The 20,744-nt window shown below is 52.7% G+C and carries 19 protein-coding genes and 2 pseudogenes; 9 read left to right on the top strand and 12 right to left on the bottom strand.

Annotated elements, in window-relative coordinates:
• The first annotated feature begins 12 nt into the window (after nt 1–12).
• Nucleotides 13–1,515, top strand: coding sequence for an aldehyde dehydrogenase family protein (locus LU684_RS02160; protein ID WP_181097975.1), 1,503 nt, complete (start codon nt 13–15; stop codon nt 1,513–1,515).
• Nucleotides 1,516–1,607: 92 nt separating this feature from the next.
• Here the strand turns inward: LU684_RS02160 and LU684_RS02155 are convergent, their stop codons facing one another.
• The 3 genes from LU684_RS02155 to LU684_RS02145 all read right to left on the bottom strand — a co-directional run bounded on the left by LU684_RS02155 (nt 1,608) and on the right by LU684_RS02145 (nt 4,789).
• A complete protein-coding gene (locus LU684_RS02155) occupies nt 1,608–2,618 on the bottom strand; it encodes an Lrp/AsnC family transcriptional regulator (protein WP_181097974.1) in 1,011 nt (336 codons plus the stop codon).
• A gap of 63 nt (nt 2,619–2,681) precedes the next feature.
• Nucleotides 2,682–3,797, bottom strand: coding sequence for a bifunctional 3,4-dihydroxy-2-butanone-4-phosphate synthase/GTP cyclohydrolase II (ribBA, locus tag LU684_RS02150; RefSeq protein WP_181097973.1), 1,116 nt, complete (start codon nt 3,795–3,797; stop codon nt 2,682–2,684).
• Between the two features lie 38 nt (nt 3,798–3,835).
• A complete protein-coding gene (locus tag LU684_RS02145) occupies nt 3,836–4,789 on the bottom strand; it encodes a CobW family GTP-binding protein (protein ID WP_232894066.1) in 954 nt (317 codons plus the stop codon).
• Between the two features lie 295 nt (nt 4,790–5,084).
• On the opposite strand from LU684_RS02145, the gene LU684_RS02140 reads away from it, so the two are divergent.
• From LU684_RS02140 to LU684_RS02125, 4 genes are all read left to right on the top strand, one after another.
• Nucleotides 5,085–6,686 (top strand): amidohydrolase, encoded by a 1,602-nt coding sequence (locus LU684_RS02140; protein ID WP_223272742.1) that lies wholly within the window; start codon nt 5,085–5,087, stop codon nt 6,684–6,686.
• Between the two features lie 63 nt (nt 6,687–6,749).
• On the top strand, nt 6,750–6,902 hold the full coding sequence (locus LU684_RS02135; RefSeq protein ID WP_181097971.1) for a hypothetical protein: 153 nt from the start codon (nt 6,750–6,752) through the stop codon (nt 6,900–6,902).
• Complete coding sequence (locus LU684_RS02130; RefSeq protein ID WP_232894065.1) at nt 6,899–8,344, top strand: purine-cytosine permease family protein; 1,446 nt, start codon at nt 6,899–6,901, stop codon at nt 8,342–8,344. Before LU684_RS02135 ends, LU684_RS02130 begins: the two co-directional genes overlap by 4 nt.
• A 64-nt stretch (nt 8,345–8,408) precedes the next feature.
• The gene (locus LU684_RS02125) at nt 8,409–8,774 is read left to right on the top strand and encodes a nuclear transport factor 2 family protein (RefSeq protein WP_181097969.1); all 366 of its coding nucleotides are present in this window, start codon (nt 8,409–8,411) and stop codon (nt 8,772–8,774) included.
• 78 nt (nt 8,775–8,852) lie between these two features.
• Here the strand turns inward: LU684_RS02125 and LU684_RS02120 are convergent.
• Nucleotides 8,853–9,773 (bottom strand): annotated as a pseudogene (locus LU684_RS02120) (glucose-6-phosphate isomerase); the annotation flags it as partial.
• Between LU684_RS02120 and LU684_RS02115 the strand changes: the two are divergent.
• Nucleotides 9,766–10,362, top strand: a pseudogene (locus LU684_RS02115) (zinc-binding alcohol dehydrogenase family protein); the annotation flags it as partial. The pseudogenes LU684_RS02120 and LU684_RS02115 overlap by 8 nt on opposite strands.
• A 581-nt stretch (nt 10,363–10,943) precedes the next feature.
• On the opposite strand, the gene LU684_RS02110 reads toward LU684_RS02115, so the two are convergent.
• On the bottom strand, nt 10,944–11,285 hold the full coding sequence (locus LU684_RS02110) for a hypothetical protein (protein ID WP_232106901.1): 342 nt from the start codon (nt 11,283–11,285) through the stop codon (nt 10,944–10,946).
• A gap of 131 nt (nt 11,286–11,416) precedes the next feature.
• Between LU684_RS02110 and LU684_RS02105 the strand changes: the two genes are divergently transcribed.
• Nucleotides 11,417–11,719: a hypothetical protein gene (locus LU684_RS02105; RefSeq protein WP_181097965.1), complete on the top strand. Its 303-nt coding sequence runs from the start codon at nt 11,417–11,419 to the stop codon at nt 11,717–11,719.
• A 38-nt stretch (nt 11,720–11,757) separates the two neighbouring features.
• Here the strand turns inward: LU684_RS02105 and LU684_RS02100 are convergent, their stop codons facing one another.
• The 4 genes from LU684_RS02100 to LU684_RS02085 form a co-directional block, all read right to left on the bottom strand.
• On the bottom strand, nt 11,758–12,129 hold the full coding sequence (locus tag LU684_RS02100) for a hypothetical protein (protein WP_181097964.1): 372 nt from the start codon (nt 12,127–12,129) through the stop codon (nt 11,758–11,760).
• 56 nt (nt 12,130–12,185) lie between these two features.
• On the bottom strand, nt 12,186–12,917 hold the full coding sequence (locus tag LU684_RS02095; protein ID WP_181097963.1) for a metallophosphoesterase: 732 nt from the start codon (nt 12,915–12,917) through the stop codon (nt 12,186–12,188).
• A gap of 86 nt (nt 12,918–13,003) precedes the next feature.
• Nucleotides 13,004–13,408, bottom strand: coding sequence for a DUF6957 family protein (locus tag LU684_RS02090; RefSeq protein WP_181097962.1), 405 nt, complete (start codon nt 13,406–13,408; stop codon nt 13,004–13,006).
• Nucleotides 13,409–13,410: 2 nt separating this feature from the next.
• Nucleotides 13,411–13,815: a hypothetical protein gene (locus LU684_RS02085; protein ID WP_232106902.1), complete on the bottom strand. Its 405-nt coding sequence runs from the start codon at nt 13,813–13,815 to the stop codon at nt 13,411–13,413.
• A 257-nt stretch (nt 13,816–14,072) separates the two neighbouring features.
• Between LU684_RS02085 and LU684_RS02080 the strand changes: the two genes are divergently transcribed.
• Entirely contained in the window at nt 14,073–14,537 is a 465-nt protein-coding gene (locus tag LU684_RS02080; protein ID WP_181126939.1) for a helix-turn-helix domain-containing protein, read from the top strand.
• A gap of 1,060 nt (nt 14,538–15,597) precedes the next feature.
• Here the strand turns inward: LU684_RS02080 and LU684_RS02075 are convergent.
• The 3 genes from LU684_RS02075 to LU684_RS02065 form a co-directional block, all read right to left on the bottom strand.
• A complete protein-coding gene (locus LU684_RS02075) occupies nt 15,598–16,023 on the bottom strand; it encodes a hypothetical protein (protein ID WP_181126940.1) in 426 nt (141 codons plus the stop codon).
• Nucleotides 16,024–16,334: 311 nt separating this feature from the next.
• On the bottom strand, nt 16,335–17,213 hold the full coding sequence (locus LU684_RS02070) for a TniB family NTP-binding protein (protein ID WP_181097959.1): 879 nt from the start codon (nt 17,211–17,213) through the stop codon (nt 16,335–16,337).
• Between the two features lie 4 nt (nt 17,214–17,217).
• On the bottom strand, nt 17,218–19,035 hold the full coding sequence (locus LU684_RS02065) for a Mu transposase C-terminal domain-containing protein (RefSeq protein WP_182365643.1): 1,818 nt from the start codon (nt 19,033–19,035) through the stop codon (nt 17,218–17,220).
• Between the two features lie 628 nt (nt 19,036–19,663).
• Here LU684_RS02065 and rfaD point away from each other — a divergent pair.
• Nucleotides 19,664–20,689 carry an ADP-glyceromanno-heptose 6-epimerase gene (gene rfaD, locus LU684_RS02060; RefSeq protein WP_232894139.1) on the top strand — a complete coding sequence of 342 codons (1,026 nt, stop codon included), beginning with the start codon at nt 19,664–19,666 and terminating at the stop codon, nt 20,687–20,689.
• The last annotated feature ends 55 nt before the right edge of the window (nt 20,690–20,744 follow it).

The following is a 20,744-nucleotide window of genomic DNA, read 5'->3' as shown; positions in this document are numbered from 1 at the left end:
TGAGGCCTTGCCATGAATTTACCACTGGATCCTTTGAAGCACCTGAGCCCTACCGTTCAGGCGTTTCTCAAGCAACCCATGAAGCTGATGATCGACAACCAGTTCGTGGATGCTTGTGAAGGGAAGGTTTTCCAGACCTTCGACCCTGCGACCAGTCAGCTCATAGCAAATGTTTCTGAAGCGGGTATCGCAGACGTCGAAGTTGCTGTTGCTTCCGCTAATCGTGCACTTGTAGGCCCGTGGGCAAAGATGCTGCCTAAAGACCGCGAAGCGGTCATCCATAGGCTTGCAGCCCTCATCGAGAAACATGGCGACGATCTGGCCCAGATCGAGAGCCTGGACAGCGGCAAGCCTGCCGCCCAGATTCGAGCCGTGGACGTCGAGCTAGCTATCGGCGCGCTTCGATACAATGCGGGCTGGCCAACCAAGCTCCACGGCCAGACTATTCCCGTCAGTGCACCCGATATGCATGTCTATACCCGACGCGAACCGCTGGGTGTAATTGCTGCCATCGTGCCGTGGAACTTCCCCCTGTGCCAAGCCTGCTTCAAGCTGGCTCCGGCGCTCGCTGCAGGTTGCACTGTCGTACTGAAGCCTGCCGAGCAAACCCCGTTGTCGGCACTATTCCTCGCGAAGCTTGCCATCGAAGCCGGCCTCCCTCCGGGTGTGCTCAACGTGCTTCCTGGCTTCGGCAAAATCGCAGGCCAGGCTCTTGTCGAACACCCTGGCGTTGCGAAGATCGCGTTCACCGGCTCTGAAGCGGTGGGTAAGCATATCGTCAGAACTGCCGCCAGTGACCTCAAGCATGTCTCGATGGAACTGGGTGGGAAGAACCCGAACGTGATCTTCGCCGATGCTGACCTCGACAAGGCGGCGGCTACGGCAGCAATGGCAATCTTCTTCTACTCCGGTCAAGTCTGCGCAGCGGGCTCTCGCTTGATGGTGGAGCGCAAAGTTTACGAGCGCGTACTCGAAACGGTGATGGCAGAAACCGCCAAGCTCAAGCTTGGGCATGGTTTGGCTCCCGACACTGCCTTGGGGCCGCTGATTTCCGCCGATCAATTTGCACGGGTTAGCGGATTCGTTGAGCGCGCTAAGGCCGAAGGCGTCGAATGCGTGATGGGTGGTAACAAGGCAGGAGGCGCGCTTTCTGACGGCCACTTCCTGGAGCCGACGATTCTGGTGAATGCTTCGGATAGCCGTGAGGTAGTAGTTGACGAAATCTTTGGGCCGGTGCTGGTCATCCAGACGTTCGAGACCATTGATGAACTCACCACCCGGGCCAACAATACCGGCTTTGGTCTCTCTGCTGGGGTCTGGACAAGAGACGTGGGCAAGGCCCACCAGGTCGCTGGAGCACTGCAGGCTGGTACCGTCTGGATCAACACCTACGGCAACTTCGACTGTGCCGCACCTTGGGGTGGATACAAACAGTCTGGCTATGGTCGCGATAACGGAGCTGAAGGCATCGAGAAATTCCTTCAGACCAAGACCGTTTGGACGAACTGCAACTGATCAGCGTGCGTTGCTCCTCTGAAGAGCCTTAGGGTTCTTCAGGCAATCCGTCACCCTCTTTAGCCGACCAGAAGGTCGGCTTTTTTTCGGATTCAGATTTTGTCGGAGCCTAGTCGCTTATACAGGAGGTCGATGTAGGGGAAGCTTTCGATCCGCTCGATGCCCTCCACCATTCGCAATTGATCGTCGATGAGCTCGAACAGGGCATGCCTGGAGGGACAGACCACTTCAACGAACAAATCGAATCGGCCCGCACAGATGGTGATGTAGGAGACTTTTTCGATCGCACGCAAGCGCTCAGCAACATCCTTGACCCGAACGCCAGGTCGCACGGTGATAGCCGTCCATGCGAGGGCTCGATCTTCAAGGTTCATTGGGCTGGTGATCGCCATGATATTGAGCAGCCCAGACTCAACCAGAACATTTAGCCGGCCCCTGACCTGAGACTCCGAAATGCCCAGGGCTACAGCGATATTCTTCAAAGGCGCTCGGCCATCGTGGCTAAGTTCGCGCACAATCTTCTTGTCGACATCGTCCATTTCCTTGCTCACTACCCCATGAGGCTGAGCTGCCGGCGGACGCCCGAAGAATTGTGCGCGCTGGTAGAAGACGCTGTAGTAAGGGAAAACCTCAATGCCCTTAACGCCGTGCAGTACTGCCACTTCCTTGAAGAGGACATGCTGCATGCGTGCCATGTCGGTGCAGATAATCTCAACAACGATGGAGAAACGCCCCGTTGTCGTGACGACGTAATCGACATCTGCGATCTCAATCAATGCCTCAGACACCTCTGGTGCCGAGCAGGAGAGATCCAGAGTGATGCCAACCAATGCACCTGCTTGATACCCTAGAGACGCCGGATCCGTCAGCGCAACGATTTGGATTACGTTCTGCTCCAGCAACTGATGCACACGGTTGCGGACAGTGCGCTCTGAGATGTCCAACTCGCGGGCGATGGCGACAAATGGGCGTCGACCATCCTCCTGTAGATGGGCAATGATTTCTCGATCAGTGGCGGACAACAGCTGCTCTGAAAGCGGGCCTTGTCCTTTAGGCTGAAGTCGTGTGATGACGGGCGCTTCGTTCAGATCGGCAGTATTCATATACTCAGCAGGTCTAGGGGGCAGGTGCGGGTATTATCCACCCCCTCGTTGAATGGGCAAGTACTAGGCTTCCACCTCACCCGCCAGTACCTCGACGACTTCCAAGTCAAACCCAGCCAGCCCGAGGAACTTGGCTGGAGACCCCATGTTCCTGAGCTTTCGTACGCCCAGATCCTGGAGGATTTGAGCGCCTGTGCCCAACTCGGCATAGGTGCGGGAATGGGCGCGCTGAGATTTGCGGTTGGGCTTTGAAAGCTGAGGAACACGCTCCAGTAGTTCCTGAGACGACTCATGGGTGGCCAAGACCACCACTACACCCTCTCCTTCAGCGGCTACTTTCTCTAGCGCACTCCAGAGCGTCCAACTGCTCGGTGTAGAGCAATCTGCGCCCACAAGGTCGCAGAGAGGATCAATGACATGCACCCTGACCAGCACGGGCTCATCGCCAGACGGCTTACCCATGACCAATGCCATGTGAACACCACCCTCGACAACATCTTCGTAGGTGACTAGGCGGAAGTTACCGTGAACCGTGGGCAGCTCACGCTCACCGATACGAACCACGGTACGTTCGGTCGCCAATCGATAGTGGATGAGATCAGCAATCGTCCCAATTTTGATGCCGTGCTTCTGAGCAAACTGCTCCAGGTCTGCGCGTCGGGCCATGCTCCCGTCATCATTCATTACCTCCACGATAACCGATGCGGGAGTCAGCCCTGCGAGGCGCGCAAGGTCGCACCCAGCTTCGGTGTGACCCGCCCGGGTCAGTACACCACCATCCCGAGCCTGGACGGGAAAGATGTGGCCAGGCTGTACCAAGTCGCTGGCCTTCGCTCCGGGCCGCACTGCCGTTAGTACCGTATGAGCACGGTCTGCCGCTGAAATCCCTGTCGTCACGCCCTGTGCGGCTTCGATCGACATGGTGAAAGCGGTGGAGAACACCGTCCCGTTGTTCGGCACCATTTGCTTGAGCTCCAGCCGAGTGCAATGCTCTTCAGTCAGGGTAAGGCAGATCAATCCGCGCGCCTCCCTGGCCATGAAATTGATCATCTCCGGCGTGCACAGCTCCGCCGCGAGCAGCAGATCACCTTCATTTTCACGGTCTTCGTCGTCCACCAAAAGCACGGGCTTGCCCTGGCGAACATCCTCAATGATTTCTTCGATTGTGTTGAATGGCATGTTATCGCTCTTGTTTTAGGAGATTGATCGGGGTTGTGCTACTGCAGGCAGGCTTCGAAAGAGCTGCTCAAGGCGTCGGAATCAAGGTTTCGACCAATGAAGACGAGTTTGCTGGTGCGTGGCTCATCGTCATGCCAGCGCCGCTGAACGTCGCCGTCAGCCATCGCCTGCACGCCTTGGAACACAAACCTGCGAGGCTCGTGGGTCAGCGCTAGAACCCCCTTGTATCGCAACAGATCCTCTCCGTACTCGCGCTGCAAGGCCTGTATGAACCCCATGAATCGGTCTGGCACCACCTCCTTGTCAGTGGTCAGAGACACGCTCACGACATGCTGATCGTGACGATGCAGCAGCACAGGAAACCGGTGGTCAGCACCTGTGATTTCCAGATCCTTCAAGCTGTATGCGCTGAAGCCAGACAGTGATCCCACGTCGACCGCGCAATGGCTCGTTCTAAACTGCTTGGCTGAAGGACTGAGTTTGCGAAGCAGGGCATCAACGGATTCAGCGTCGTCATCACAAAGCTGCTCAATCTTGTTCAGTAGCACGACGTCAGCGAAGGCAAGCTGCTGGACGATTTCCGGATGGCGTTTCCAGTAGCCTTGGATGTGGGCGCCATCGACTACACAGACCACCGCGTCAAGCACCAGCTCATCGTTCAGGTCATCGTCAAGCATGAAGGTTTGTGCAATCGGCGCAGGATTCGCGAGGCCCGTTGTCTCGATGATCAACGCATCGAAGCCACCCTTTTCGAGCAGGGCTTCCAGGCTCGACAAGAGATCCCCCCTCACTGAGCAACACAAACAACCATTGCTCAATTGGATGACCTGCTCGTCCCTGCTCTCGATTAATTCGGAGTCGATCCCAAGCTCAGCGAACTCGTTGACGATAACGGCGTAACGCCTCCCCCTGGGATCCGCAAGCATCTTCCTCAACAAGGTGGTCTTGCCCGCTCCCAGATAGCCCGTCAGTACCGTGACCGGAATTTTCATCGTGTCGGCTCCATCAGCTGGTCGTGCAGTGCTGTCGCTCGGCAGCACGCCGACCGACAGGGGAAAAAGACATTGACATCCCCTTTCGTTGCTGATTATGTAGCATCTCGTTAAGAAAAAAAACAAAAGCGGAATTTAAAAGATTGGAAAAAGTTTTTTCCGTAGCTGACCGGCGGATAGTGCTGTGGTATCCGCCTTCGCGTTAGCCTTTTTGAACCTCCGCAGTGGAGACGTAACGATGATCGAGAGAGAGGCACCGTCCGAGAGGATCCTTCTTGGCGGTAAGGTGATTACCATGAGCCCAGATGCTGACTCGCAGGCTGAAGGGGTAATCATCAGAGGTGACAGGATCGTGAGGCTGATTCGCCGTGATGAGGTCGATCAGTTCCGCACTGAGAACACTGTCGTCACAGACCTTGGGAATCGCACCCTCATGCCCGGGTTCGTAGATGTCCATGCTCATGCGGAAGTCGTGTGCAGGACGACTTTCAACACCATCGATTGCCGTGCGCCGGAGTGCTCCTCAATCGCTGACGTCTGCAGCTTGTTTGCGAAAGCACGAGACGAGCGTGCTCCAGGCGAATGGATCGTTGGCCAAGGCAACCTGTTCTTTGATCGCAAACTCAAAGAAGGCCGTTTACCGAGCAAAGCCGAATTAGATGCCGTCAGTACTGAGCACCCCATCGCTATACGCGCCGGGGGGCATATTACCGTACTCAACAGCAAGGCTTTGGAAGTCGCTGGCATCGACAGAGATTATGTGGCGCCCGAGTTCAGCGTCACCGGCCTTCCTATCGTCGAGCGCGACGACAATGGCGACCCTACAGGGGTAGTCAAGGAAATGGATACGTTACTCCCCTTCCCTGGCTGCGATCGTGCAACCCTCAAGAGCGCACTCAAGGAAGGTCTGTTCGATTACTTCACCCGGTTCGGCGTAACAACAATTGGAGAGATCTCTGAGACCGTCGAGGGCATCCAGTGCATGGATGAGATGGCCTGTGAGGGAACACTGCCCGTGGCGATGCGCGTCTATATCTGGGCTCCGGGCACCATGGAGCTCGATGATGCCTGTAACTGGCGGAGCAAATTCGAGCTAAAAGCATCCGAGCACATGATCCGCATGCAAGGCATTAAGCTCTTCGCAGACGGCGGATTTTCGGCCAAAAGCGCTGCTGTCAGCTGCCCATACCTTGGGCTGAATGGCCAATGTGGCGAGATCGCATTTCCTAAGTACTTTTTCCGTCGTGCCTACGAGCAGTCCCAAAAGAGTGGGCTACAGCTGGCAGTCCACGCGAACGGTGATCGAGCTCAGGAGTGGCTGTGTGAATTAGTCCAGTCCATGGGTGGCGCCAGCAGCGGTCGCACACGCATGCGGATTGAGCACGCAGGCAACTTCATGCCTAGGCAGAAAACTATGGAGGCCTGGGCAACAGCCGGCATCATCCCGGTACCCCAGCCGGTGTTCATCTACACCTTCGGGGAGTACTTCCCTGATTACCTCGGTGATACCGGTCGCATTGGACGTTTCCCGTTCAAAGACCTGATTGCTCAAGGATGGCGACTGTCGGGTAGCTCTGATGTGTGGATCGGCTCGGAGCGAGAGGCTACAAACCCCCTCTTCAGTGTCTGGTGCTGCGTAAAGCGGGAGACCTACTCCGGTAACTACATCGATCCAGAGCAAGCAGTCACGCTGGAACAGGCCCTTCGCATGCATACCCTTGATGCCGCTGCGACCATGGGCGAAGACGATATCAGAGGAAGTATCACTCCAGGCAAACTTGCCGACATTATCGCGCTTGACCAAGATCCGTTTGAAGTTCCCGTAGATGATCTTAGAAAAATAAAAGTGGAATACGTACTCACACAAGGACGTACGGCTCTTAACCTTACCTGTTAACTGCCAATTCGGCCGACCAGTAATGGTCGGCTCTCACAAGAAAAGGTTGCAGGAGATTTAGAAATGCGTGCATTACCGATCGAACTCGAAAGAAGAATTAGTTTGCTGGAGCAAGAGCAAAATCAAGGATCGGATTTTGATTCCGTTGCATGGTTTTGGCTCGTTGCGTTGGGCGTAGTATTCCCCGCAGCCGTTGCAGCGTGGGGGTGGGCATGAGCAAGCAACATACGTTAGACGTTGCTGCGGACACATCCGCATGGCCTTTACTACCCGCTGAGCGAGTCTGGGGCAGTTGGCAGCTGTTGATTGCTCTCACGACGGCGGGCGCAGCAACCTGGTGCTACATCATTGGCGAATACGTTGGCTATTATCTGAATTTCAAGCAGGGCTTCGCAGCACTCACTGCTGGCTGTATGTTTGGGATGTTGATCACTGTGCTCGCAGCCTTACCCATCTGTTGTCGATTTGGTGTTGACTCGATCGCATCCAGCAAGCCGGCGTTTGGCTCTAGGGGTTGGATAATCCCTGCAACTTTGCAATTCCTTTCGATCCTTGGCTGGAACTGCTTGCTGCTCATTTTCTTTGGGAAGTCGGCGGCTCAGTTCTTTGTCGCGGTCGGTCTTGCTACGCCGGATCAGAGTGGAATCATTGAACCTTGCGCAACCTTGTTCGCCTGTGTGCTGGTCATGCTCTTACTGATAAAAGGCTCTGGTGGGGTCGACAGAGTCGCCAAGATTCTCGTCGCTCACGTGTTCGTCGGCATATGGATGCTTTACATCATTGTCAACGAGCGTTGGGAAGACCTGTCCCTGGCCAAGCCTGTGTACGCCTCCCCCGATCCGCTGTGGAACTTTGTGACAGGCCTGGAGCTCGGCATCGCGTCGTCTCTGTCTTGGTGGCCCTACGTTGGCGCCATGTCACGGATGGTTCCTAATGGAAGAAAAGCTGCCGTACCAGCGTTGATTGGCCTGGGCGGATCGGTTGCCGCGCTGAGCTTGATTGGTGTTGCGGGCGTTCTCGTGCTCAAGGTATCGGATCCTTCGGAATGGTTACGCACGGTGGGCGGGCCAACCTATGCGATCATTTCCCTTGCGTTTGTGACCGCTGCGAACCTGGGCACCGCCGTAGCGGGTATCTACTGCTCGGCCCTGGGGCTGCGGCACTACAAAACATTAGAGCAAATCTCATGGAAGGTCTTGCTGCTGGTGGTGATTACACCTATAGCCGTTATTGGCCTAGCCATTCCTAATTTGTTCTTCAGCAACTTCTCCACCTTCTTAGCATTCATTAGCGTAGGGTTCGCGCCGCTGTGTGGCATTCAAATCATTGACTACTACTTGCTGCGTCGGGGCAAGATCAATGTTCGAGGCCTGTTTGACGAAAGCGAGCCCAGCTACCGATACTGGAAAGGCTTCAATCCAGCCGCTGTGCTTGGCATGATTGCTGGTATTGCCACCTACATTTACGTCCTGAACCCGCTTACCTACACGTCCAACTACCCTTACCCGCTGGTTCCAGCCTCTGTTCTGGCCGCTGGCGTAGCAAGCCTTGTTTTCCTGATTGTTACTCGGATCATTGTTATCCCTTCTGGCAAAGGCGGCTATGACCACTCAGAGAAAACCTTCCAGCCTGAAGAGCACACTACCCCTCAGATCTAATTAAGCGCCAAGCCCGCCACTCCAAGTGGCGGGCACACTGCATTTCAATACATTCGGAGGTTGCATGACTGGTATTACCGTTGCTTTGATTGATGAGATCGTTGAAGCATTTAATCGGCACGACATCGAAAAAATTCTCACTTATTTCAGTGATGATGGTGAGATGGTCAGCGCAAGTGGCAACCAAGGTCGTGGATCAAGTTTCAAAGGTAAAGAAAGCATTGAGGCCGCACTGCGATCGCGGTTCACGGCCTGCCCAGATATCCAGTGGGTGGATGGGGAAACCTGGGTTAACGGCAGCAAAGCCGTATCAGAGTTCCGGGTCGTCGCCAATCTTCCAGATGGGAGCAAGCTCAACACGCTTGGTTGCGATCTGTGGGAATTTGCAAATGGGAAAATCGTAAAAAAGGACACGTACTACAAGCAGTAGTTCATGTGCGCAGGCGCAAACTGGCCCGCAAGGGGGCCAGTTCGTGGTTCATGACAAAGAATGCACGCCCACGCTGTGTCAGCCGCGATGACGATTGCGGAAATAAGCTACAAGGCCTGCTGTGGATGCGTCATCACCGGGCTCTGCGCCTTGACCTAGTAATTGTTCATAGACGTTCTTGCCAAGCTCTTTGCCCAATTCCACTCCCCATTGGTCAAAGGAGTTGATCCCCCATACCACACCCTGGACGAATACCTTGTGCTCATAGAGCGCCACTAGGGCACCGAGCCGATTCGGGCTGATCATGTCCATGACCAGCGTGTTACTCGGGCGGTTGCCAGGAATTACTTTGTGAGGGGCAAGCCGTTGCACCTCACCCTCTGTCATCCCCTTCGCTCGCAATTCAGCTTCGGCCTCGGCGTGAGTCTTGCCAACCATCAGTGCCTGGCTCTGGGACAAACAATTGGCGTATAGCCATTGCTGGTGATCTGCAACGGGATTGTGACTCACCACTGGAACGATGAAGTCCGCAGGAATAAGAGGCGTGCCTTGGTGCAAGAGCTGATGGTAAGCATGCTGCCCGTTACATCCAACACCTCCCCAGATCACAGGGCCAGTTGTGCAGGTAACGGGCCGACCGTCACGCTGGACGCTCTTTCCATTCGACTCCATATCCAGTTGCTGGAGGTGCTTCACAAAATTTCGCAGGTAGTGGTCATAAGGCAGGAAGGCGTAGGTCTGGGCGCCCCAAAAATTGTGATACCAGATGCCCAGCATCGCGAGGATGACCGGCATGTTCTCCTCGAATGGCGCCTCCTGGAAATGCCGATCCATTGCGTAGGCCCCCCCCAGCATATCCTTGAAATTCGACATCCCAATTGCGAGCGCAATGGGTAGCCCTATTGACGACCACAGCGAGTAACGGCCCCCTACCCAATCCCACATCGGAAAGACGTTTTTCTCGCGGATGCCAAAATCGACCGCCGCCTGGCGGTTAGCCATAGAAGAAGATGGCGGCAAAGGTCAGAACCTGCTGGTGGTCGGTGCTGCGGGCGGTGTGGGCTCGATCCTGGTACAGCTGGCAAGGAAGCTGACGCAGCTTACAGTCATAGGCACGGCCTCAAGGCCTGAGACTCAAGCTTGGGTGAAAGAACTGGGAGCTCATCATGTCATCGATCACTCTGAGTCGATTCCGCTTCAGCTGGAAGACCTCAAGCTGAACCCGATTGATTACGTGGTCAGCCTGACGCACACCGACACCTACCTTCCTCAATTGGTGGAGGTGCTTCGCCCGCAAGGTAAGCTCGCACTCATCGATGATCCGGCGCAACTGGATGTCATGCCGCTCAAGCGCAAATCGCTGTCATTGCACTGGGAGCTCATGTTCACCCGCTCGCTGTACAAAACCGAGGACATGATCAAGCAGCACCAGCTCCTCGAACGTGTGTCGCAGCTGGTCGATGAGGGAATTGTGAAAACAACTGTTGGGGAGCACTTCGGAAGCATTTGTGCCGACAATCTCAAGCGTGCCCACGCCTTGATCGAAAGCGGCAAGGCCCGAGGCAAGATTGTCCTGGAAGGTTTCTGATCACGGCTCTAACAAAAGCCCGCGCGATAGCGCGGGCTCATTCATATATGGGATGATCAGTCACGGTGGGCCTATGACGCGATGAGCAACGGTACGCCCGTAGAGATAGGCGAACACCACTTGGACATATTGAGCAGAATTATGGCTCGCCGATAATCATGGCAATGCCATGACTTGCCCTAAATCAACCATCTGGTTAGCGTCATCCTGGCTTGCTCCAGATACCCAATCTCCCGGTGACCCGCCCGTATGCATCATCTTTGAGGATGGCATCTCCCTCATCCTCAAACATCACGCTAATCCAGCGCGTTCGCTTAATGGTTGATACCTGAACGAAGAAGCAGTTCTCGCACAGATGTAGCTCGTAGTCCTCCCCGCAATGTGAAGCCCCCTCACCCCACGACGCGTGCATCGTACCAAATTGCAGCTCTCCGGCCTCAGCACGTGTTGAGTCTCCACACATGTCGCAGATGACATCTGTGACTGTACTTGGATCGGTCTCGCTAACGACCTTCATCTGCTATTTCCCCCTCGCCGCCGCCAGTTGGTGAATCACCTGGTTGAAAGCTCAGCTGGTATTACTAGTGCTGAGCCTTCGAGCCCCCTCTCGCACCATCTGCCGCCCAGTCGCAGACAACGTATGTGCTGTTGAGGGTGCGCGCGACTACGTATCCCTTGAGCTCTTCGTAAGTCACGATGTTGGAGGTGCGAATGGGATCACCGTCATCAAAACGCCGCTCTCGGTCACCGAAGACTACTCCTCTCAGGAAGAGCTCATGCGGCCCATACTCCACCGAGGATAGGTACGCCGTGACCTCCGAATCGAAATCAATCTGCATCGCCTTGGCTACCGTGCTGGGCATGGCTGATGGCGAGACATTGACGATCTTGGAAGTGGAAAGCGGCGCTCGCCGTTTAACCATGTTCTACCTCCTCTGCGATGGCGCTCTCGGTACATTTCTCAAGAGACACCAACCTATGGGCCAACCAGTAACAGGCGATTGAATCTGCGCGTGTTAGCCTTTAGGTAGGTTCAACCTAAGGAGCGCTGTACTTGAGCAATCCACCTGCTTCTGGCTACTACGAAACTCTTCTCACCGCCCCAACCTTCTCCGACGACCCGATTGGTGATCGCCAGAGTCGGCGCTGGCAGCTGATTGTTGATGACATCCACCTAAGTAGCACGGAAGGAGACCTGCGTGAAGCTCGCGGCAAAGCCGAGGGTTACATCCAGGGCCTAGTAGATGCCGGGTATCTCAGCAACGACCGCCTTCGGGACTTCAAAATCCTGAGCAGCTTTCACCGGCGGCGAGTCGCCTTGCGCACCTACCTCTCGACACGGTCATCTCCAACGTAAAGACGTACTCCAGCGCACGGAGGCGCCTGGCATTTCCGTTAAACAGCTGGCTGCCCTGGCTTGTCAGCAACCTCAATAAGCGCCCTCAAGCTCGCTCTTCCCGACCCTCTATTGAACGTCGCCAGCACGTAGTTGCCGCTGTTCGTAGACGCCACCCAGAACCTGCCAAACCTTCGCAATTGGTAGATCGGCGCGGTCTGCAAAATGTGCCCGTCCGCATGCTGCTCGTGGGGCCCTGGATCGTTGTGGCCAAAGACGATTCCTGCGGCGCACTCTGACGAGATGAACACATCGCTCAGGTAGGCAGTGATCGGCACGGGGTACTGCTGAGCCATGGCACGAGCGATCCTGTTGAGTTGAAAATCCGAGAGCTCTTTGACGTGGTATTCGATGACGACTTCGTCTGACATTCGTTGTTCCTACTTTGCCGCTGGTGCTCGTCGCTTGAGCAACGCCCTACGGCAATTCAAATCTCGATGGTGAAATCCGGCGAGAAACCGGTGCGCTCGCCCGGATAGCCTCGAGGGTTCGATACGAGTCGGCAGCCGGAAATGACCGTGTCGACCGCGTGATGGGTATGACCGAAGATCCAGGCATCAGCCTGCGAAACTAAGCCATTCCACTGGTTGAAATACGCAGCACCGAGATGGCCCACGTGTCCATCACCTGCTATCTCTTGAATCGGGCAGTGGTGAGTAACCACAACCGTCTTTCCCTCGAAGTCCTTAGCGAGCTCTGTGGCAAGAAACTCGCGAGCGGTAATGTTCCGGGCGATGAGATCGACGGGGCGAAGCTTCCTGAAACCCTCCCCGCTCCGGATAACCCTGAAGTCATTCATCCACTCCCAACACTCGTAAATTGCAGTTTTGTAATCGCCGGTTGAGGTGAAGTCTGTCCAAGCGGTAGTCACCAAAAATCGGGTGTCACCAATGACCAGGCATTCGTTTTCGAGGACATGCACATGCTCCTCCGCAGCCACCTTCATCTTGGCGAGCGTACGATCCAGGTGTCCGCCTTTGTAGTATTCGTGGTTCCCGGGGACGTAGATGACCGGGCAAGCGAAAGTCTGGTTCGCCCAGGTCACGCCCTGACCGCGCACTGAAATGTCTCCAGCGAGCACCACCAGATCGGCGTCGACTTGGGGTGACTCGAAGCCCCGAAATTCCAAATGCAAATCTGAATACACCAAAACCTTCATCAGCTCTCTCACGCTCCGAGCGGCATTGTATGGATCGCTTCTCCAAGGCTTCTCCGAAGGGAAGTCGGGCTAGCTCTCGGATTGAGCTAGGGACGCAGTGAAAAAACCGTGTCGAGGGTAGCGCGCTTCCTGCAACCATCACCTAGCAGAAGGTAAACCGTGCTCCTGGTTTCGAACATGCATGGCTGGCGGTGCGAGATTCCAAAGTTGCTGCGCACCCAGTGCCCAGGGGCAAATCGATTGCGACTGTCTCGGACAACTTCATGAGCAAAAAGCACCAAAGGCTGTACCGCCTCAGATTTCAATCGTTCCAGCTCTGCCTGTGACAGTTGCAGGTCGGCAACGATCCACTTACGCACCAAGCAATACGGCTTACCCGGGTGATACGCCTGAGCGAGCTCTATCAGCTCGCCATCGTCACCCTCCCATCCCGAGACAACCTTCCCTTGCCCGTAGAAAAACTCACTAACCTCTTCCAGCGTTACAGCCATCGTCAGACCTCGTCGCTGCTGAAAACATGACCTGTGTCTGTGACGAACTCATAGACAGGAGACCTCTCGCTACCACCGCTGATTCGGATCTCAGAAAGCGGCTCCATGTAGCAACCGGTCTTGCGTAGGGCCAGTGGAGGAATCACGTACACCCTGTGCACGTTCAGGAGCTCCGCTGATCCGTTTTCCCAGAGTGACTTGATCGTTGATACGTCACACACAAGCTGTGATGTAGGGCCAAGGGCACCTGCATCGAAGCCTACCCCTTCGACCAGAAACACATACGTGCAGCGGCTCAGGTTGATGGATTTCCAGAACAGGACTTCTGAGTCCTCAATCCTGAATCTCCCTTGGAGCTCATCGCTCTTCGTCAAAAACACATTTCTTCCTAGCATTGCTGGTCGCATGAGGGGGAACTCCCTACGACGGGATAGTCCACACGCAACGGTCACTGAAGGCCATACTTCCGACCATGATCGTCATTTTTTGCCATTCGTTGGCTGGAGGCCGCTAGCGCTAGCCTTAGACTCCACGCGGGTTGCGAGACCCAAGGTGGCCATCCTATGCGCGCCATGAACTATATGTCATGGCGTGCATAGGATCAATATGGCCTTATCCTCACTTTTGGGGATTTGACATGGTATCGAGGGAAGCCCTCGCAGCAGTGCTGCGTCTCGCGCGCGCCAGCCGCGGGATGTCTCGTGATCAGCTGTATGCAAAGATCAAGACCAAGATTGAGCCTCGCCACCTTCAGCGACTGGAAAACGCCAAAACCGGCGTTACATTGGAGATGCTAGGCAGCATTGCTGAAGCCCTATCCTTCGATCCGATAGCTTTGTTGATGGTGGCATCAAGCTACGACGAACAGTTGTCCATTGGGGAGCGTCGTGCGGCACTGAAAAAGGAGATTCAGCAGCTTGATGCGCTGGGCATCGTTGCCGGCATGCCAAAACATTTCTCGGAGGGTGAGCTTGTCGGAGAAAAGGCAGGAAGGAGCCTTCCTGATAAAATCACCCAAGAAGCATTGATCTATCGTGATCAGGGTTTAAGTCAGAGTGAGGTTGCGAGAAAACTAGGCATCCACCAGACAACTGTTGGTCGAATTTGGCGAAACAGTAAGATTGAGTGACCTAACCACCGCCGTCCATAAGCGGTCATCTCAGAGACTTCACGCCGGCGTTAAGTGAATCTAAAAAATCACAGATGCTCCTAATATTATAGTTTTTTAGCGGTTGCAGTTTTTTTGCGACTAACTCGCCCTCTTCTCGTGAAATAAATATGCGCGCAGCTAAAAAGCCGAGCATGCGAGGGCTTCTAGGTAATGCACGCCTTACCATGCGATTACTTCGAATTGCACCGTTAATGTCAGTCGTTGGGAACAGCTCTAAAAGCCACCCCATCATAAGAAGCGCTCCACCCCGCTGAGTGCCATTGGCAGAGTGCATCCCATAATCTATCCGGTCGAGGACATCTAGATGCGTGCGGCAGGGTGATCTGGGGGGATGAGCAAAACCTGATGCGGCGACCCCCTCAACTGCGTATAACGTACGTCTACTCAAAAATAGCCCATAAAGAGTATGTAACACGTCAGATTCTCCGGGGTGGTTTACAATACGTCTTTGCACCCATGACTGAGCCTTCACCACCAAGAGGGCCAATCGTTTTTCTTCATAATTTACCGGGTTAAGTCCCAATTGCAAAGTATGTAGATAGCAATTCCACATACGACTTTCGACAGGTGGTTGAGTGAATGGTGACCGGAGGGCTTTAAGGTGAATTGGACAATATGCAGAAGTGAGGTAACACCAATTTATCTTCCACACTGGAAACCTAACTGCCATAAAGCTGTGAGATAGACAGTCTTCACATGAATTACTCCTATAGAGCAAGTTTGTCAAGGGTAGTTTGTCACCCCCAAAATAGATTCGAATGACATCGATGGATACATTGTAGATTTCAGAATAAAGGCACGCCAACTCGCTTGATGCATCAAATTCTATGTCTGAATCTAAATGCATTGGCCACTTTGAAACCTCGCCTGATTCGCAATACTCAGATTTGACTGCCTTTTGAATGGCAGCACGGAATAAGTGTGGATTTCTGAGGCAGCCCAACGATAGGCCTCTATACACCCAAGAGAGAATGGTCTCGCCTATAACTATTTTATGGTTATCAACAATATCCAAGAATCAGAACCTCCAAAGCTGCCCAAGGTGAACGGGGCTTGCAACTTCCCCGCCTTCAAACACTCCACTCATGACTAATATCTTGATGGTTGTCAAAATGGCACCAGTCGCTCCGCGCGTTGACTCAAACAGGGCTTGCAAAAAAGCCTTGTCGGAAACCTGATGCTCACTGAGTCCAAAATTTTTTCCCACATATTTTACAAAATCACAAAATTCAGTGGTAGCCGGCCAGCACTGCAACTCAAGCACGCAATGATTCTCCATCCTCAGGTCTTTAGCGATGCTTCTGATTTTTTCGAACCGAGAAAAAGTCCCCACAATTTTTAAGCGGGAGAGTCTTTTGGAGAGATAAAATATAAAATCACAAGCATCTTGGTATACTTTTGCGGCCCCTAAAAAAAATATATCAATATCGTCAATAGCGAGCACTACCGCAGCGTCTTTACTGTTGAGTTCGTGTAGTACACTATTTAGCGCTCTAGGTGAAGAGCACACAACAGAGCTTGGCAAGCCTAATGCATGAGCAAATGCAAGCCTTAACGATTTACCTACATGCACATGCGGTGACCGAATCACTATCGGCCATAGGCACTTCGGATCGTTCATCGACGAAAACAACACAGACAAGACTATGCTCTTCCCAGACAGTGGCGCCCCTCGCAATAAAATCAGATCCTTATCTAGGAGAGCTCTTGTTACCGAAAGTCTAGCTTGTCTCTGTAACGGGCACCGGAAAACTCTCATTTTTGGTTAGCTGGAATTTCTTGGAGCCATTTCGATTTGCCCGCCCTTTCCAAAACCTCAATTGTAATCTTCTCAATTCCAGACGAAATAGCATAAGCTCCTGCTGCTTTGAGTAGGTCGCAAATGCGACCGACGACTCCTTCCGTTTTTTTGTAAATCGCGCTGCTGAGTTCCGCAGAGGACAATCGAGAGGGCATTGCTAAGGGCATAATGCTCTCCCAAGTATCGAGGAAATTGAGGTATTCTGAATCTACCTGCTGCCATGGTGTCACTTCATACTTCTCAAACCGACGGACGTACTGTGGGTCGAACTGCAAGGCATTTAGAGCCTCACCCACACCAAATACAAAAAAGCTCATATATGTGGGCGGGCCACACATACCTCGCAGCATTGACAAGAAGGCCAACTGCTCCTGATTGGAAAGTTGCAGAATAGAGTCTTGGAACTCATCCATAAAAATTGCCCTGACATCATTTGCGAGGCAGTATTCCATTACCATTCCAATGTCTAATCCCGTCTTACCAGGATCCAAACCCAATGCAATCATCAGCTTCTCGCCGGGCCGCGGTCGGACTCGAACATTTCTTGTGTCCCGTACAAAATTCACATAACGAATCTTACGACACCAATCCTCGTTCAAACCTCTGATTTCGTTACAAATGGTAGACTTTCCGTAATTGCTGCCAGCCGTTACTACAAGGCAAGGTGCCTCCATGCACCCTCTTGGGATATGAATCATGTTGTAGGCAATCAGCTTGACGTTCCTCAGGTGCTCCGTGGAAATTAGTACGTCTTTCCGTATGAAGTCCATACGTTCCTGATCAGACAATTCCATTGCGAAACGGCGGCTTTCATGTATATGTTCGAACGGCATAAATTTACCCCTTCCAGTCAAGTTTTTTACGGGCCTGATCAGCAGCAAGTGGTTTGAGCCCGGAATCATCAAACGACTTATTTTCTAGTAGAGCCGTTATTCCCACGCCGTGAGCTTTTTTTGCAATGTGCTGTCTGACGCGCTTAGCTTCTGCCACAGCATTATCAATATCATCGTGAGCCTGAAGCCTAAGTTCGTGAAGCGTTGGGTCGATAAGCTCTCCACGGCGACGTTTGCCTGATCTGTTACTAGCATAATACTCGCTCAAAGATATAGGCTGCTTGGTTATATCTGAATACGGTATCTCATAATACCTGCCCTCTAAGCGAAGCCAGATCTTCCCGAGATTTAGAGGGTTGTATTTGAAGGTTAGGCGCTGCCCTACTAACCTTCGGATTACAGATGAAACGTAGAAGTCCCCTTTAAACTCAACCCCTTTCGTCTGCACAGTCCTCGTAAAAGACGGAAAAAAATCTAAAGCAAAAGTTCGAAAATCACCTGGTATAGGCTGAATATACTGTGGCCCTAGTTTCGCCATCTCTTCATCCCACACTTCACTAGGAGATCGACGCCCCAAACCTTCGTGAGCACGCCCATGATATATAGCTACCTGATCCGCAAACCACTTGCAAAGTTGCTGATATGTCAGCGCCGACTCTTTAGCAGAGTCATAATCTGCTTTAGTTAAGACATTTGAATAGGTAGTCCCTGGCAGCATATGCACTTTACCCATCAATGTACCAATGAGCCGTTCGACATGTCCACCGTAATGCTTTTTACCAATCGGCCTCAGTAGCAACTCTATATCGTAGAGTCCTAAAGCGGCTGCAAACTCGTCCGAAGTAAACTCTGCAGCGTTATCAGTACCCACTGCGACTGGAGTACCCCAAAAACGATGCAATGTTCCTATCCCTCCCCCCATCATCATCGGCTGCTCGCTTTTTGGGTAACAGGCAGACAACAACGCCATGGCGACACTCAATGCGCTTGGAGGATGCAGCGCTAAGTAATAGCCCAAAACAATCCGGCTTTTAAGATCTATGACTACAGTCAGCCAAGGCCGCATTAGCGGCAAGCCGTTCGAGTCCCTGATGATTACGTCGACTTTTGTATGATCGACTTGCACCATAGATAGAATAGTTTCGACATCTATAGACCCTGGTTTCATTTCAAACTTCTGCAGCATCGCCTCACGGCCACGCCTTATAGAATAAATTGCGCGATCACCAAAAGACTCCAACCGATTTTTTATTGTATTCGGACTTGGAGGCTTTAGGCCATTCACAACGCATTTTGATTCTACATATTCATACATCTCAGTAAAAGTGCAAAGTTTTTTGGTCTTATTGAGATATCGCTTTATCCCATCCTCAATGATTTGTTCATGAAGAGGACTCAGCATGCGAGTTGCAGCTTTTCTACCGCGAACGTTTCGCATCAAAGAGACTGCACCCAACTCAGGATCATATCGTCTAAGAAGGCGTGTCAAAGTAGGTACGGATATTTCAAGCTCTAATAACAAATTCGCACGGGAGATTTTACCTGAGAGCAATCGATCGATGCACTCTGCACGAGTTATTGCTACTTGCATTTCCACTGGATTGCTTTTTGATTGTTCAAGCCAAGCAAGTCGGCGTTCGGTGATGTATTCCTCACGTGCACCTTCTGTCTCAAGCAGGGAAACTTCTGTAAATGGAACACTGAAAGTATTCCCCGCATCCAGATTCTCCAGAGTGACAGAGCCATCCTTGGATACTTCTATGACACGGTATGCGTTCTCTGAATGTTTGACGAGACTTCCCTTGTTCACAAATCTTTTCATTCAAATTCTCAGCACTTGAAATTTTGTCGAAGTTAAACCGATTTGCGAGCACACGTCAAAAAAGAGCATCACTCCAATGCAGCTCTAAACAAATAATGAGTATTGACGCCTAAAAAAGCCACTTAGCCTTAAGCAAGTTTTAGGCCACCAGATAAGTAGTGGTTTTCAAAAGAAAATTTCAAACTTGTCAATTTATATCTATTATATGAAAATAGGGCATTTGATTCATTAACGAGAGCGTCGCTAATGCAAAGCAGTGGCATGCATGAAAAAAAATCAAGCAAACTATGCGAAAACAGAGCTTTCAGCTACCTGAAGCTGTAACGAATGTGGGATTTTGCCATAGAGTAGATCCTGGCTGGGGATTGGAGACCAACTAAAAATGATCATTCGCGAATGGAGCATCTAAAAATTCAGATAAAAATTTTAGCTCTATCAATAGGTTATAAAATGATCATTTATAAGTGATCGGCTAGCATCAGTGGATGCCTTATGATTACTGGGCTGGAGCGCTTAAGTTTGAGAAATGATCAAATGCGGCATTTGACGCAGAGAAACAATCATTTTTAGTTGATGACCTCGCTGAAAGCCCTAAGCTAGAGGGTGCCGAGGGAAGTTTCATTTTTAACTGAGCGTCACAGGTGCTGCAGGATTCATCGGCAGCAATCTCGTTCAAGCGCTCAACCAGCGCAACGAAACCGACATCATCGCCGTCGACGACCTGACCGATGGCGACAAATTTCGTAACCTGGCCGACAGTGAAATTGCCGATTACCTGGACAAAGACGATTTTCTCGATCGCTTTGCTCGCGGTGAGTTTGGCAAGGTGCGTGCTGTGCTGCACCAAGGCGCGTGTTCAAGCACCGTCGAGGCTGATGGTCGTTTCATGATGGACAACAACTACCGGTTCAGCCGTGAGTTGCTGGCGTCTGCTCAGCAGCAACAGGTCCCGCTTTTATATGCATCATCGGCAGCTGTCTATGGCGCCGGGCAGGATTTTCGCGAACAACGTGAGTGTGAGCGCCCGCTAAACGTCTATGGCTATTCCAAGTACCTGTTCGATCAACAGGTACGCCGGCATTTGATGACAGCGCGCAGCCAGGTCGTCGGGTTGCGTTATTTCAACGTGTATGGCCCACATGAACAGCACAAAGGTGCGATGGCGTCAGTCGCCCTGCATTGCTTCAATCAGTATCAGTCCCATGGAAAAGTCAGCCTGTTCGGCAGTTATGGGGACTATCCCAGCGGTGGCCATCTGCGTGATTTCGTTGCGGTGGATGATGTGGTCAAGGTCAACATGTTCTTCCTTGATCACCCACAGTTGAGCGGTATCTTCAATGTCGGTAGCGGGCGCGCCCAGTCGTTTAATGACGTCGCCCTGACGGTGATCAATCGGCTGCGCGGGTACCAGCATCAACCCCCATTGTCCTTGGAGATCGCCTTGCTGGAAGGCATTCTGGAATACGGCGAATTCCCTGAGCATTTGCGTGGCAAGTACCAGTGTTACACCTGTGCCGATCTGGAACGCTTGCGCGCTGCAGGCTACGAGGCGGCGACATTGACCGTCGAACAAGGTGTGGGCCTTTACTGTGACAGGTTGCAAGGCACTCAGGCCCCGGCACTTGACCTAGCCAGGCAGGCGACGGCTGCTTGATGCGCCCTTTTATTCACCTCGCCACCTGCCTCTTTGGTTGCTTCTGAATATAACT

The organism is Pseudomonas sp. NMI542_15, assembly GCF_021283425.1.
In the GTDB taxonomy this organism is placed as follows: Bacteria; Pseudomonadota; Gammaproteobacteria; order Pseudomonadales; family Pseudomonadaceae; genus Aquipseudomonas; species Aquipseudomonas fortuita.
This window is presented reverse-complemented; position numbering and strand designations above follow the sequence as displayed.